The 13872-nt window shown below is 41.1% G+C and carries 15 protein-coding genes and 2 rRNA genes; 4 read left to right on the forward strand and 13 right to left on the reverse strand.

What is annotated here, in order from left to right; genetic code table 11:
• Positions 1-141: 141 nt before the first annotated feature.
• Entirely contained in the window at positions 142-327 is a 186-nt protein-coding gene (locus tag GLW00_RS20570; protein ID WP_202412564.1) for a hypothetical protein, read from the forward strand.
• Positions 328-489: 162 nt separating this feature from the next.
• On the opposite strand, the gene GLW00_RS17750 is transcribed toward GLW00_RS20570, so the two are convergent.
• Together GLW00_RS17750 and GLW00_RS17755 are read right to left on the reverse strand one after the other, a co-directional pair.
• Complete coding sequence (locus tag GLW00_RS17750) at positions 490-1296, reverse strand: phosphotransferase (protein ID WP_206947627.1); 807 nt, start codon at positions 1294-1296, stop codon at positions 490-492.
• A 158-nt stretch (positions 1297-1454) separates the two neighbouring features.
• The gene (locus GLW00_RS17755) at positions 1455-2384 is read right to left on the reverse strand and encodes a diacylglycerol/lipid kinase family protein (RefSeq protein ID WP_160916329.1); all 930 of its coding nucleotides are present in this window, start codon (positions 2382-2384) and stop codon (positions 1455-1457) included.
• 88 nt (positions 2385-2472) lie between these two features.
• Here GLW00_RS17755 and GLW00_RS17760 point away from each other — a divergent pair, with 88 nt between their 5' ends.
• Positions 2473-3492 carry an EAL domain-containing protein gene (locus tag GLW00_RS17760; RefSeq protein ID WP_237417556.1) on the forward strand — a complete coding sequence of 340 codons (1020 nt, stop codon included), beginning with the start codon at positions 2473-2475 and terminating at the stop codon, positions 3490-3492.
• On the opposite strand, the gene GLW00_RS17765 is transcribed toward GLW00_RS17760, so the two are convergent.
• The 5 genes from GLW00_RS17765 to GLW00_RS17785 are packed head-to-tail and all read right to left on the reverse strand — an operon-like array spanning position 3479 to position 8545.
• A complete protein-coding gene (locus GLW00_RS17765) occupies positions 3479-4396 on the reverse strand; it encodes a nuclease-related domain-containing protein (protein ID WP_160916330.1) in 918 nt (305 codons plus the stop codon). The genes GLW00_RS17760 and GLW00_RS17765 overlap by 14 nt on opposite strands.
• Entirely contained in the window at positions 4396-4953 is a 558-nt protein-coding gene (gene thpR, locus GLW00_RS17770; RefSeq protein WP_160916332.1) for an RNA 2',3'-cyclic phosphodiesterase, read from the reverse strand. The genes GLW00_RS17765 and thpR overlap by 1 nt, the downstream gene beginning before the upstream one ends.
• Positions 4950-6131 (reverse strand): MFS transporter, encoded by a 1182-nt coding sequence (locus tag GLW00_RS17775; protein WP_160916334.1) that lies wholly within the window; start codon positions 6129-6131, stop codon positions 4950-4952. Before GLW00_RS17775 ends, thpR begins: the two co-directional genes overlap by 4 nt.
• Before the next feature lie 18 nt (positions 6132-6149).
• Entirely contained in the window at positions 6150-7523 is a 1374-nt protein-coding gene (pepV, locus tag GLW00_RS17780) for a dipeptidase PepV (RefSeq protein WP_160916336.1), read from the reverse strand.
• Between the two features lie 2 nt (positions 7524-7525).
• Positions 7526-8545, reverse strand: coding sequence for an ion channel (locus tag GLW00_RS17785; RefSeq protein WP_160916338.1), 1020 nt, complete (start codon positions 8543-8545; stop codon positions 7526-7528).
• Positions 8546-8729: 184 nt separating this feature from the next.
• Here GLW00_RS17785 and GLW00_RS17790 point away from each other — a divergent pair, with 184 nt between their 5' ends.
• The gene (locus GLW00_RS17790; RefSeq protein ID WP_370551134.1) at positions 8730-8927 is read left to right on the forward strand and encodes a DeoR family transcriptional regulator; all 198 of its coding nucleotides are present in this window, start codon (positions 8730-8732) and stop codon (positions 8925-8927) included.
• Between the two features lie 68 nt (positions 8928-8995).
• Here GLW00_RS17790 and GLW00_RS17795 read toward each other — a convergent pair whose 3' ends face one another.
• Together GLW00_RS17795 and GLW00_RS17800 are read right to left on the reverse strand one after the other, a co-directional pair.
• A complete protein-coding gene (locus GLW00_RS17795; RefSeq protein WP_160916340.1) occupies positions 8996-9721 on the reverse strand; it encodes a pseudouridine synthase in 726 nt (241 codons plus the stop codon).
• 17 nt (positions 9722-9738) lie between these two features.
• Positions 9739-11346 (reverse strand): putative polysaccharide biosynthesis protein, encoded by a 1608-nt coding sequence (locus GLW00_RS17800; RefSeq protein WP_160916342.1) that lies wholly within the window; start codon positions 11344-11346, stop codon positions 9739-9741.
• A gap of 103 nt (positions 11347-11449) precedes the next feature.
• Between GLW00_RS17800 and GLW00_RS17805 the strand changes: the two genes are divergently transcribed.
• The gene (locus tag GLW00_RS17805) at positions 11450-12709 is read left to right on the forward strand and encodes a BaiN/RdsA family NAD(P)/FAD-dependent oxidoreductase (protein ID WP_160916344.1); all 1260 of its coding nucleotides are present in this window, start codon (positions 11450-11452) and stop codon (positions 12707-12709) included.
• Between the two features lie 75 nt (positions 12710-12784).
• On the opposite strand, the gene GLW00_RS17810 is transcribed toward GLW00_RS17805, so the two are convergent.
• From GLW00_RS17810 to GLW00_RS17825, 4 genes are all read right to left on the reverse strand, one after another.
• Complete coding sequence (locus GLW00_RS17810) at positions 12785-13024, reverse strand: protein YuzH (RefSeq protein ID WP_237417557.1); 240 nt, start codon at positions 13022-13024, stop codon at positions 12785-12787.
• Positions 13025-13091: 67 nt separating this feature from the next.
• Positions 13092-13361, reverse strand: coding sequence for a hypothetical protein (locus GLW00_RS17815; protein WP_160916346.1), 270 nt, complete (start codon positions 13359-13361; stop codon positions 13092-13094).
• A 187-nt stretch (positions 13362-13548) separates the two neighbouring features.
• Positions 13549-13662: ribosomal RNA gene (gene rrf / locus GLW00_RS17820) — 5S ribosomal RNA — on the reverse strand.
• 89 nt (positions 13663-13751) lie between these two features.
• Positions 13752-13872 (reverse strand): 23S ribosomal RNA (locus GLW00_RS17825); the annotation flags it as partial.

A 13872-nucleotide genomic window follows, 5' to 3' on the forward strand; every position in this document is an offset into this window, starting at 1 on the left:
ATATAAGACAATGCATGAGCTAATGATGCATCAATAAGATTATCGACGATAATTTTAGAAATATGCATGGTTTGAGGGGTTGGGTTGTAAGCGCTTACTGATATACCATTAATATCGTGCCTTATTAAATAAACAGGAGTGATGATCGAAATTATGAAAATGATCTCTAAAACGATTGAACTGACTGTATTGGCTGTTTTCTCTGTCCTATTCGCAGGTTACGCACTATTTATATATCCTTTTGAAAAATTATCAGAAATGATGAGCACTGAGGTTAAGGAAAAGAAACTTAAATATACTCCGGCTACAGAAAAAACCGCTGCCTAAGCAGCGGTTTTTTCATTTACAACCACCTCTACACCTGACAACCAATAACGTAACGATCCCCGAAAACATCTCGAATCAAAGTCTTCAACAACCCTGCCTTTTAGTTCAATACATGAGGAATCTAAAAAGTTCCATCTGAAATAACATTCAGATGGAACTTTTTTATATGATTTCATGCTTTTTCATTATTTTTTTCAACTTCTCTGTACGAATGGAAGCTTCATCATATTCGCCTCTCATTTGATGCCACTGTATGAAAGCCAGCGCCTGAGATACAGAGTACCATTTCATTCGTTCGAACATATGGGAATCAGGGTAGATCCCATATTCTTTCAACCATACGTTCCAGTGATCTTCAGGGATATAATTGTACAAAAGCATGCCAAGATCAAGAGCTGGATCAGCTACCATTGCGTTATCCCAGTCAATAAGGTACAGCTGGTCTTTGGAAGACAACAACCAATTATTATGGTTTGTATCGCAATGACAAACGACATGTACATCATGGTGGACATGGTGAGCATGCTTTTCAAGAAACTTAATGGCATGATGAATTTCAATCCTGGGATCTACTTGATCCAGGATTTTTTGGTTTCCTTTTATATCTTTCAGTACTTCATCCGGTGTTAAAGGATGTTTCCCGAGCCTCATAAGCATATCAAGAAGTTCTGTGGAATGGTGGATTTTGCTGAGAAGGTTCGCCACACGTCTATGTTTCATTTCCTCAGGCTTCAGTTCGCGCCCTTCAAGCCACTCCTGCGCTGTAATTACATCTCCGTTCTCAAGCCGTTTGGTCCAAACAAGCTTTGGCACAATACCTTCAGCAGATAAAACGGCTAAAAAAGGGGAAGAATTACGTTTTAAGAATAAACGTTTTCCTTCAGTCTGAGCGTAATAGGCTTCTCCTGTCGAACCGCCTGCTGGTGTTATCGTCCAGTTACTACCAAGAATATGTTCCAACCAATTCACCTTCAATTCCTCAAATCCTCTTGTGATTGAATCACGTCTTTGTTTGTTGTTCTAGTATACCGTACTTTGGGAATGATCCAAAATTATCATGATACCGATTCAACAGTTACCTTATTTTAGATTAACCCATCATTCTGTCAACTTTCAAGAGATATCTATCAATCCGAGTAGAATGTTGTCGATGTTTCCGCTTTCTTGATGCTGCAGTCGAAGCATGTGCCACTTTGCCCATCCACTTGAAAAGGAAGCGGTTGTCCCGAACTTATATGTACAGAGGAAGCTTTCCACTCTTCCACTTCTTTCATTTTTGTATGCAGACCAAAAAATACGCTGACAAACATGCCCATAAGCTTCTTTTTTGATATCGGTTTAACCACGAGTATGGTTAAACTTTTACTGTTGAACTTAGCTTTCGGGGCAATTTTCATTCCACCACCATAATAAGGATGATTGGTTATGGTCACCATCATGGCTTTATTAATGTTCGTTTTTTTCCCATCAAGAAACAGTTCAAAATGGATGGGTTCGGTCTTCGCGATGGACCGAAGGAGAGCAAGAGGATAGGTGAGCTTAGTTATGTGAAGCCTTTTTGTCCATGAACGGTATTTTTGCTGGTTGGCTTCACCTACCACTACACCATCAAGTCCAAAGCCCATGCTATTCATAAACGTACGGCTCCCTTTTTTCTGCCATTGATTAAGACTGTAGCTGGCTAGAAAGACCTTTGATCTCATTGGTTTTTCCACATAGGATCGAAACAGCTTCAGTCCTCGATTCTTCAGGGAGAGCCCCCTTGCAAAATCATTCCCAGAACCCGCAGGTATAAAACCCAACGGAGTGTCTGGATAATTTCTAATTCCATTCACGACTTCATGGAGGGTTCCATCTCCTCCAAGGACAATAATTCCTTCTAAAGACTCGTGATGGATTTTGGTCACTTGAAGGGCAAGTCTTTCTGCATGACCCGGTTCTTCAGTTAGGAATGACCGGCAATTCTTTTTCTTATATAACGGTTCTTTTTGTATGCGCCGAAACAGGTTTATTGATTGACCATTACCAGCTATTGGATTGACAATCATTATGTACATGAGACATTTCTCCTACCTATATGATCATATCATTATACAACGTTCCTATTATTCTAGTATACTATTAGTAAAAAAGGAGGAATTTACTTTGGCGAAGGATTGTCAATATTGTGGTACTTCTGTTTTTATTCCCAATCAGGGAGCATTAGTTTTCAACTCCAAACATTCTCAACTAGGAGAAAATAAATTCCCACTCCCCCTCACTCATGAAAGTCCAGATGCAAAGGTTTATGCTTATCATAGTAAAGACGTGTTAAGACTAGCTTTGGTCGATTGGTTGGGAGATTCTGCACCGGATTATTGGGTACATATTCTCAACACCGAAAATTCTCAATCATTTCCGATATCTATACAGCATCTCTATGAAAGATTACAACACCCTGAATTAGCAGAGTTGATCCATGCCGGGCTCTTCGAATCGCATCTACAACCGATTGTGGACATGAAAAACAACCGTGTATACGGTTATGAATCGCTGCTTCGGACGAAAGACCTATCTGTACCACCTGGCGAATTGTTTTCCTATGCCAGCCGCTCCGGTCTCCAATCCATGCTGGATCAAAAAGCACGTAGAACGGCTGTAAAAGCAAAATCAGAACATTTGAATGTGGGGGAAAAGATCTTCATTAACTTTCTACCTTCAACGATTTACGTCCCTGAGTTTTGCTTGAAGCATACCTTCCAAATCGTTAAAGAATTTAACATTGACCCGGAAGATCTCGTCTTTGAAGTCGTGGAAACCGAGAAGATTGATGATGTGGAACATTTAAAATCCATCCTCGAAACTTATAAAGCTTCGGGAATGAAAGTGGCATTGGATGATGTCGGTTCCGGTTACAGCACATTAGAGATGTTAAGCCTGCTGCAACCCGATTATTTAAAGATTGACCGCTCTTACATTCAAAATTGTCATAAGGATGTGAACAACCAAGCATTTTTATTTGATGTAATGGAACGAGCAAAGCAGTTAAACATCCACGTCCTCGCAGAAGGGATTGAATTACAGGAAGAATGGGATTGGCTTCAACGAATAGGGGTTGACTTTGGGCAGGGGTACTACATCGGAAAGCCTCAGGCTGTCCCAGAGAAGCAACTTATCCTTCCGTAAAATCGTCTTCCATGTCCCATTCAGGACGTTTAACAGCTATCGTGCTGCAATGGTTCAATAAAGCTTCAGCTACCTTCAATTGATCATGCTTCAAGGGAGATCTTGCCGCTCTTTTTTCATGTAGCCACGAGGTATATCGATCTTTACCAATCCAGTCCGTTTGATAGGGAGCTTGCCCTGAAGCAAATCGCATGGTTTTGGACAAAACGACTTTGCGATATGGAAAATCCAGTTGATAATTACTCAGGACACTTTTAATAAAGGTTTCTGTTCTTCGAAGGGAGTGCATTGGACTCAGCACCTTGCTTTGCACTCCCTCCTTCTCAATATTCCAACTTTTCTCTGATGTAGGATGAATGGTTTCTCCGTATGGGTGAGAGAGGAGGGAGATAATTTCAATGCCCGATGGACCAATAAGCAGATGATCAATCTCCACCTCTGTATTTTTCATTTGCACCACTGGCTCAAACATGAGAAGAAAGGTATCTGGTAAACGTTGTAAAAAATATTTCAAATCTGAATTTTGCTTGTAAGAAGGATCAAGGTACGATTTTTCCCTCAAAGTAGTCGTCGCCCATTTCAACTGGAAAGGAATTAAACCATCTAAGTAGTATTGTTTCAATTCTTCTTCAGAGGAAGGAAGAAGATCTTCTCTTAAAAGGTTTTCACTAGTTTCCTCCCCTTCTACTTTTGATCTTAATTTTAAAAAATTTTTAATTCCTCTTCTTGGTTGTTCTTCTCTTTTATCGATCCTTTCCATAGGCTCTTCCAGCCATCCTTGTTCGAACCGTTTTTTCATTTTATTCCAATGATCCTTCTTCAATTTCACATATTGCCTTGGATATTGATAAATATTCGTCTCATATCTGGAAATATAATCATTTAATTTAATCAATTGTGCCATTAATTCTTTGACCCACCTTTGATTGTCGCAACTGTTTCATATTTTGGCTGGTCTCCGGGGTGTATACGAAAAAAAGAAATTTCATTCACGGCCATTTTATATGTTTCAAGAAGGATAGAGTACTCGGAAACCTCGATTAAAGGGGACACACCCTCTGGCTGCTTCTTCGCTAATGTAATATGGGGACTGAACTTTCGTTTTTCCTTTTCAAACCCTAGTTTTTCACCAATAGCATCCACTTTATCTTTTGTTTCTAACAAGCCAGGTGCCCTCTGAACTTGAGCGTGAAAAACTCTCGGTCGCTCCTGATCACCGAAACTCCCGGCCGGACCGATACTCAACAAATACTCAGAAGGCCAGCTTTCTTTCTTCAATAACTGGATATAACCATCCACTTTTTCATCGGAACAACTCCCAAGGAACTTTAATGTGATATGCAAATCTTCTTCTGCCGTCCAATCTTTATAGGCCATCCTCTTTTTTAAGATGGATTGCCAGGTCATCAACTTGTCACGAATCTCTGAATGAACTTTTATGCCAATAAAATAATGACTCATGCTATACGCTCCTTCCATTCAGGTTGTACCATTTTATTAACGATCAGGAGAATGATGATCCCAACTAAAGTCATGAAAGAAAACACCCCATACATGAAAGACACACTCCAAAGGTCAATAACCACCCCTCCAACAAATGTAAAACAAGCATTTCCAAGCCCGTTCCCTACGGCTGAATATAATCCCACAGCCGTAGCCCTTACACCTCCCGGAGCCAGTTCCCGCACTAGAATAAGAGCCGCAGGGATGTAGAGCCCTACGGAAACGCCCTGGGCAATCGTTGTTGCATAAACCACGGTACTAGAAGGTTCGAAGTAATAAAAAAACCATCTCAAACAAGAAACCGTTGCACTGAAAATAATAATCGGAACGACACCAAAACGATTGATGACCATCTGGGCGAATTTCATGAATGGAGCTTCACTGCCTGCGGCAAGTAAAAATGCAAGCCCTACACCCGAGAGTGTTCCTCCTACAACTAAAATAAACGTTCCAAAATAGTAGTTATTTGCCAGAACAGGCCCAAAGATAAGAAAATTAGAAACAAGAAAAAGGAGGAAAGGCTTTTCCTGAATTAAGGTCTTTAATCCTTGTCTAAAGGAAACTGTCACCTCATCGGCACGCTTCGGAAATTCAAATAGGGTGATCAAAGCGAACAGCAATCCTAATGAAAAAGAATAAAAAATCCAATTCATCGAACCAGTCGCTTCTGTCAGCCGTCCTAAAACGAATACAGCCACAGCGAAGCCTACTGCTCCCCAAAGCCGGATGTTGCCATATTCCTTTCCATTTCGTTGGACAAAATTCAATGATAAGCTGTCAGATAAAGGAACGATCCCTGACTGGAACAATGCGATACAAATGATACCTAGCAAGAGAACAGGGAATACCTGCAGCCAGGGGTAAAAGATGCCCAGCACAGAAGCGAAAACGGAAGCAATCATTAACAACCTTTTCGGATTTCTTGTATAGTCACTCAGCATCCCCCAAACGGGTTGTACAAAAATAGTAATGAGGGGAAGGGCTGCGATAACGATTCCAATCTGTGTATGACTCAGCCCTTTTTCCTCTGCTAAAAAAACAGATAGGAGAGGAAAGATCGATCCAAAGGCAAAAAAAGTGAAAAAGTAAAACATCTGAATGAAGCGATATGTTTTCTCCGTGGAATGTTCGGGCATCACGTGCTCCCTCTTTCTTTATCTTGTCAATTCATACAGGCTTTCGGAATAGATCTGAATGGCCTTCATCATATCTGAAATTCTTACATGTTCGTCTTTCTGGTGAGCCGTATCCGGGCTATCCTCAAATAAGGCGCCGAAAGCAACTCCAGCTTCAAGAGCTCTCGCATAGGTCGCCCCTCCCATCGTCTTCGCAGCTGCTTCTTCATCTGTGACTTTGTTATAAACAGAAAGCAACGTTTTTACAAAAGGGTGGTCCTTTTCGAGATGAATGGATGCCAGGTGATCATAAACTTCATACGTGCCTTTATTGTTTGCTGCAAGTTCTTTTAAATTCTGATCAATAACACCATAATCTGCACTTACAGGATACCTAAGGTTGAAACCCAATTTACATGTATGTTCGTCCATTGCGATGGAACCAAGGTTTGAAGTGAGGGGTCCGGAAACGTCATCCATTTGCTTTACATTCAATCCTTTTCCGTCTGTCGTTTCAAACGCCTGATAGACCTTCTGGATAAATAATTCATACTCACCATCCAGAGGAAGGGATTGAAGGAAACGTAACAGCTCTGTAATGGCATTCCGTCCTTCCTGAGGTTTACTCGCATGCACGGCCTTGCCTTTCATTTTCACCTCAAACCGTCCGTCTGCAGCCTTTACTGATCCTTCAAGTTTGTGCTGAGCTAAATAGTCGTTGAAAATCTCCTCTACATTTAGATGAGATTCAACCCATGCCACTGCTTCATCAGGGACCATATTCAAACGATCCCCCCCTTTTACAGAGATGACTTTTGTTTCTCCATCATTTTCTGGCACCGGGTAGGTCATATAGCTGTCTAATAACCCTTTTTCAGCATGAATGACCGGAAAGGAGGCATCAGGTGTGAATCCAAGAGAAGGCATCGTTTCATTCTTGAAATAATAATCAATCCCCTTCCAATCCCGCTCTTCGTCGGTACCAAGAATTAAACGAATTTTTTTCTTCGGCTGAAAACCTTGCTCTTTTAAAATTTTCATAGCGATGTAGGCAGCCATTACGGGTCCTTTATCATCTTGTGCACCTCGGGCATATAATTTCCCATCGCGTATCACAGGATCAAACGGAGGTGTGGTCCAGCCGGCTCCTGCAGGCACAACATCCAAGTGGCCGAGAACACCTATGACCTCATCCCCGTAACCGAATTCAATGTGACCACCATGGCCATCTACGTTTTTCGTAATAAACCCATCTTCTTTCCCGATGCTCAGCATTTTCTCCAACGCATCATGAATAGGTTTTCCATAGGGATACTTACGGTCTTCCTCGAAAACACTCGGAATCTTCAACAACTCGATCACTTTTTCTAAATATTCCTTTTCATACTTTTTACTCAAAGCGTGAAAGTCCATACTCATTCTCCTTTACCTAGAATCTTTTCATATGTCGGCTTGTCACATACGGCATATAACTCTGCCCCATCTGGTATAAGTTCATCCAATTTTCTATTGATAGTCAGATCATTCCGATCAGCTATTAAAGTCGCACCATCATCAAGTAAAGACACGAAAGCATCTCTGTATGTTCTCCAACTGGCTTTCTTCGGAATGTAATATAAGTCTTCACCTACAGATCTCTTAAGCAACTGGCCATAAATACCGGAGACACCTTTTCTAAAAGCAGAACGTACCGCAAGGGAAGAAATCGTTTCATTAGAAACAATAAATTCATCGATTTGGGCATGTTTGAAGTTTTTCACATGTTTCTCTTCCATAATCTCTGCAATGGTGTGCACACCGGGGGCTACAGTCTCAATAGAAGAGGCGATTAAGAGGGTTTTCCCGTCTGTCATCTGTTCATTCCCCATTTGCTCATCAGCAAAAATCAGCACCGCTTTTGCCTGGGAGATGTTTGCTTTTATCAGCGTCTCTTCGTCTGCTGCCTCTCCTTTTATGTAGTGGATATTTTCTGTAAGAATCGGAGCTTCTTTTAATTGATCAATGATGACAATATTGCATTCCTTATTTGTCTCCATCATTTCCTTTACAGCAAAATGAGCTTTTTGGGACCATCCAATGATAACGAAATGACCGCTCTCTTTATACACAATATCACCTTCCAATCGTTTTTTTCGAAAAATGGCTAAACCGTCGATAATTTTTCCTATGACAATACCAATAAGTCCAATGCCTATGACATATAATAGTATCGCAATGGAGCGTCCTGCCACCGTCACTGGAAAATAATCACCATAACCTACAGTCGTAACGGTTGTCATCACCCACCAGAAACCATCAAAAAGAGTAGGGAATGTATCTTGTTCTACAACAACGATGGAAATACTCGAGATAAGGATAAGAAGAGCACTCGCAGTAAATAGGACTGTATTGTTAACTTTCACCATTTTCAGGAAGAACTTACGAAGTAACATCATCGTTCCAGCCTCCTAACTTTTAATATTTTGTAAATTAGATGAATAATCTGTAAATTAAAACGATTATAGTAGCACGTTCCATCACATTATTGTAGAATGAAACCAACTTCAGAGATTCACATGCACCACAAGTTCCATACAATGACGATTAAGGAGTGGTTTTTTGAATCATCCATCATCCCGTATGCTCAATCGAATTAAAGCTGTGTACCTCTACATTAGAGATCGAGGAACAGTATCGACGAATGAGTTAGCAGACGAGTTCGGTATCACAGACCGTACTATGCAGAGGGACTTAAGCATTTTGGAATACAACGGACTGGTATCAAGTCCGCACCGTGGAAAATGGACAATCACTGAAAAGAAAGTCAAAATATCATAGAAGATGAGAATATAGATGACACCCGGAAAAAATTCCGGGTGTTTTTTTGGTTGATTATTCAGTGATGTCTACTGTTCTAAGTTTGTGATCTCCATTAAATAGTCAATTTCTTCATCTGTCAGTTCCCTATACTCACCAAGCTCTAAATCATCGTCAAGCTCAAGCTCACCAATCATTACACGTTTAAGGTAGGTCACCTTTTTATCTACCGCTTCGAACATTCGTTTCACCTGATGGAACTTCCCTTCAGTTATAGTTAATTCTATTTCTGAAACATCGTCAGACTCGAGAATGACCAACTTTCCAGGCTTGGTTTGATATCCATCATCCAGGGTTACCCCTTCAGAGAATTTTCTTATATCTTCTTCTGTTACTTTTCCATCAATAACAGCGAAGTAAGTCTTACCGACATCTTTTTTAGGGGAGGTCAGACGATGATTCAACTGACCATCATTTGTAATCAGCAGCAAGCCTTCTGTATCCTTATCCAGCCTACCGACAGGGAAAGGGTCAAAAACCTGATCCTCTGGCTGTAAAATATCAATGACGGTTGGATCGTGGGCATCTTCCGTAGCAGAAATCAAGTCACCTGGTTTATTCATCATTAAATAGATATATTCTCTATATTCTACTTCCTCCCCCATCACTGTGACCAGATCTTCATCCGGGTTCACATGGGTTTTCGGACTTTTTTCAGGGTTGCCATTAATTCGTACGTTTCCACCCTTCAAAAGAGTTTTCACTTCTTTTCTCGTGCCATAACCCATATTAGCTAAAAGTTTATCAATTCTCATTTTCGCCAGACCTCCTTTTATCCTCTTTTTAAAAATCTGTCCAGTACGCGAACGCGATTACCTAAGACACGTTCGAGCAATGTTGTCTGATAAGTTAACCACAAGTACACCAGACCTCCAGCACCTATACTGAAGAATAGAACGATCAGAGAATCCAGGCGACTTTCCATCGGATCTAAAATGAAGCCAAGCATCCATTTAATAAAGACCACAACGATAGCCATGACCGTAGTCAAAATCAGCACGAGCAACGTCCTCTTAAACAACTGTTGGTAAGAAAGTTCAATGGAAGTGAAAATACGTCCGAAGTTTAGGATAACTGCTGCTGCCACCCCGATCCCTGTGGCAATGATCGCTCCTTTTGCACCAAATAGCTGAATGAGCCACCAGTTTAGTCCCAGCTTTAATAGAATTCCTGTACCAAGACTTATGACAGCAAAGTTCTGTTTGTTGATTCCTTGTAAAATGGAAGAAGTGACAGTATATAACGCAAGGAACAACCCGACAGGCGCGTACCAGCGTAATAGATCCCCACGATATTCAAGCTCTTCCACCCCATAGAATGTCCCATAGGCCTCAAAAGCTACGACTGAAAGACCGACGACAGCTGGGATGATCAACAAGGCTACGATTTGTAATGCCTGATTGATCTGGTTGTTCAGACGGTTCATTTCATTTTTAGTATAAGCCTGTGTGATTGCCGGCAAGAGAGCTAACGACAATCCAAGTCCTAACGTTACAGGAATCATAATTAATTTATGGCTCAAAAAGTTAATGATTGAAAAAGCATTATTATACTCCAACCCAGAGGCTTTGATAGCTTTTTCCAATGTAAACTGATCGACAAGCTGATACAGAGGTGTAGCAATACCCACTAGAATGAATGGGCCTGCATAGGCGAACAACTCTTTGAACATATCCTTATTGGATAACCCATACGTGTATTCCTGGGCCTCTAATTGACGATCCAGGAACGGTTTCCGCTTTCTCCAATACCAATAAAGGACAATACAAGAAGCAATTCCACCGATGAATGCGGCGAATGTTGCAAAACCGACGGCTTGAGGAATCGGCCCTTGTAATACTTGAACGATAACGAAAACAGACGCCAGCAAGAACACAATTCTTACTATTTGTTCAATCACCTGCGAAACGGCTGTAGGCGCCATGGATTCATGCCCCTGGAAGAACCCTCTGGTAATACTCATAGGCGGAATAACAAGCAGAGCGAAACTGACCATTTGTATAACCATCGTAGCATGTCCAAGTCGATCAGAATCTTCACCAATTGTCCAGGCAGCCACCTGTTCCGCAGAAAAGAACAAAATCAAGAATGCCAATACACCAGTAATGGACATGAGGGTAAGACCAGCTTTTAACATCTTTCGTCCTGTTTCATAGTCTCCCAAAGAGTTATACTTTGAAACAAATTTGGAGACAGCTACAGGTACCCCCATACTGGAAAGACTAAGTAATATGCTGTAAGGGACGTAAGCAATTGAGAATAAATCTGTGCCTTCCGTACGTACCATATTTTCAAACGGAACAGTATAAATCATTCCTAGAAACTTTGACAAAAATGTTCCGGCCGTTAATAACATCGTACCTTTAAGTATCTTTGACATAATTCGCTTTTCACCTTCAATTTTATTGTAGAATCGACCTCATCTATTTTATCATAGATAAAGGAAGAACAAGGAACGAATGAACTAAGAAAGGAAGACATCCATGACTTACCAAGTAACTGTCATTGGTGGAGGACCATCAGGACTCATGGCTGCGATTGCGGCTGCCGAGCAAGGTGTCGACACTCTACTCATTGATAAAGGAAAAAAACTAGGAACAAAGCTCGCTATATCGGGAGGGGGGCGTTGCAACGTCACCAACCGCCTTCCAGAAGATGAAGTCATCAAACACATTCCTGGGAATGGGAAATTTCTATACAGCCCTTTCTCTGTATTTAACAATTATGACATTATTGATTTCTTCGAAGGACTCGGTGTCGCATTGAAAGAAGAAGATCACGGGCGTATGTTTCCTGTCAGTAACAAGGCCAAAGATGTAGTCCAGGCGCTCTTGAATCGTATGAAAGAGTTAAATATCGAAGTCCGGACAGAAACCCCGGTGGACGCCATTCATTACGGAGAGAACGAACACCAGGTTATTCTAAAATCTAAGGAAAAGATTGTGACTCGATCCCTGATTCTCGCAGTTGGTGGTAAAGCCGTACCCCATACAGGCTCTACTGGGGATGGATACGCATGGGCGAAAAAAGCCGGCCATACCATTACCGAACTTTTCCCTACCGAGGTACCCCTTCTTTCCAAAGATTCATTTATTAAAAACAAAACATTGCAAGGTCTCTCACTCAGGGACGTCGATGTTTCTGTGTTAAATGAAAAAGGGAGAAAAATTGTTACCCACCGGATGGACATGTTGTTCACCCATTTCGGTTTATCAGGTCCTGCTATCTTAAGATGCTCTCAATATGTTGTGAAAGAGTTCATGAAAGGCCACCGCCCTGTAACCATTGAAATTGACGCTCTTCCTGATGATAAAGAAAATGTTCTATTAGACAAACTTCAGAGTATGATGGAAGAACATTCGAAGAAAAGCTTCCGAAATGTAATTAAAGGAATGGTGCCCGAAAGACTGCTTGATTTCGTTCTTGAGAAATCCGAGATAGCTCCTGATGAGAAATCAGCAAACATATCAAATGAAAAATTACGGAATTTCACTCACATGTTAAAAAGATTCCATGTTCATGTGCATGACTCCCAGCCGATTGAAAAAGCCTTTGTCACAGGAGGTGGTGTTTCAATAAAAGAGATCATCCCGAACACGATGCAGTCCAAGCTTATGGAACGCCTCTATTTCTGCGGAGAAATCCTTGATATCCATGGTTATACAGGTGGATACAATATTACCTCTGCTATGGTCACCGGCCGTGTGGCAGGTATGCACGCAGCATGGGAAGCTATGTCATAACTTCACACGATATGTAGTATGAACACCTTGTTCCACTTGGTGGTATATACGGGAGACAAAAAAAGTCGAGAGAGGTTAGCCCTTTCTCGACTTTCTTTGTTCGTATTCTTTTAATCTACCTAATTCCTCATTAATTAAATGTTGCATATCTTCACGATCTTTCTGAGAAACAAGAGGATCGTGTTCATCCCAGTCCACCATATACACGATATAAAATCGTCGAATTCTTCTAAAATAAACCGTTGAATATGGAAACTTATCAAAATACCCTCGGACCATTTTTCTTCTCGAGTAGCTCCAGCGCACTAGTTGCATAGGGGTCCCTCCGAACATACATTCTCATACCCAGTATAACGAGGAATGCTGGGAAACTCAATAACTTTTACCAAATAAATACAAGTCCTAAATAAGAGAAAAGAAGGCTGCTGGATAAATATAAGAACCCATACACTTTCAACCGTTCGTATCGGTTGGTCATGCCAAATATTCCGACAAATGCCAACCAAACAATGATCGCTACAAAGAAGATATGTTGAAGAAAACCGATATCCTCCTTTAACGATACCAAATAAAATCCAATTGGGATCAATAAAAACATCATGGCATATTTCCAATTCCAAAACGTATTCCTTTTCCTTACCAATTGTGCCATTGTCTGCACCCTTCCCCTGCATAAATAAGCCCTAATCCGCCATTCCAAGACGCCTGCATATACCTAATGTTGGAGGGTCAAAGCCAGAATTAATGAACTCTATGTACACTACTATTCTACCAAAATTTCGAGAAAGATTCATAAAAAAACAACCCTTCAGGAATATTCCTGAAGGGTTGTTTAAATGACGTGGCGGCGTCCTACTCTCACGGGGGTAAACCCGACTACCATCGGCGCTGAAGAGCTTAACTGCTGTGTTCGGCATGGGAACAGGTGTGACCTCTTCGCCTTCACCACCATATCAATATAAAGTTTGAGGTGAACCCTCAAAACTGAATAAGGAAACATCTTGTTTGAAAAACAACGTTCTTCACGAATGATTAAAATCAGATAGATAAGTCATCGATCCATTAGTATCCGTCAGCTCCACGTGTCACCACGCTTCCACCTCGGACCTATCAACCTCATCGTCTCTGAGGGATCTTATTTGCTTAAAGCAAAGGGAAATCTC

The sequence above is a fragment of the Halobacillus litoralis genome (genome assembly GCF_009856445.1).
GTDB lineage: Bacteria > Bacillota > Bacilli > Bacillales > Halobacillaceae > Halobacillus > Halobacillus litoralis.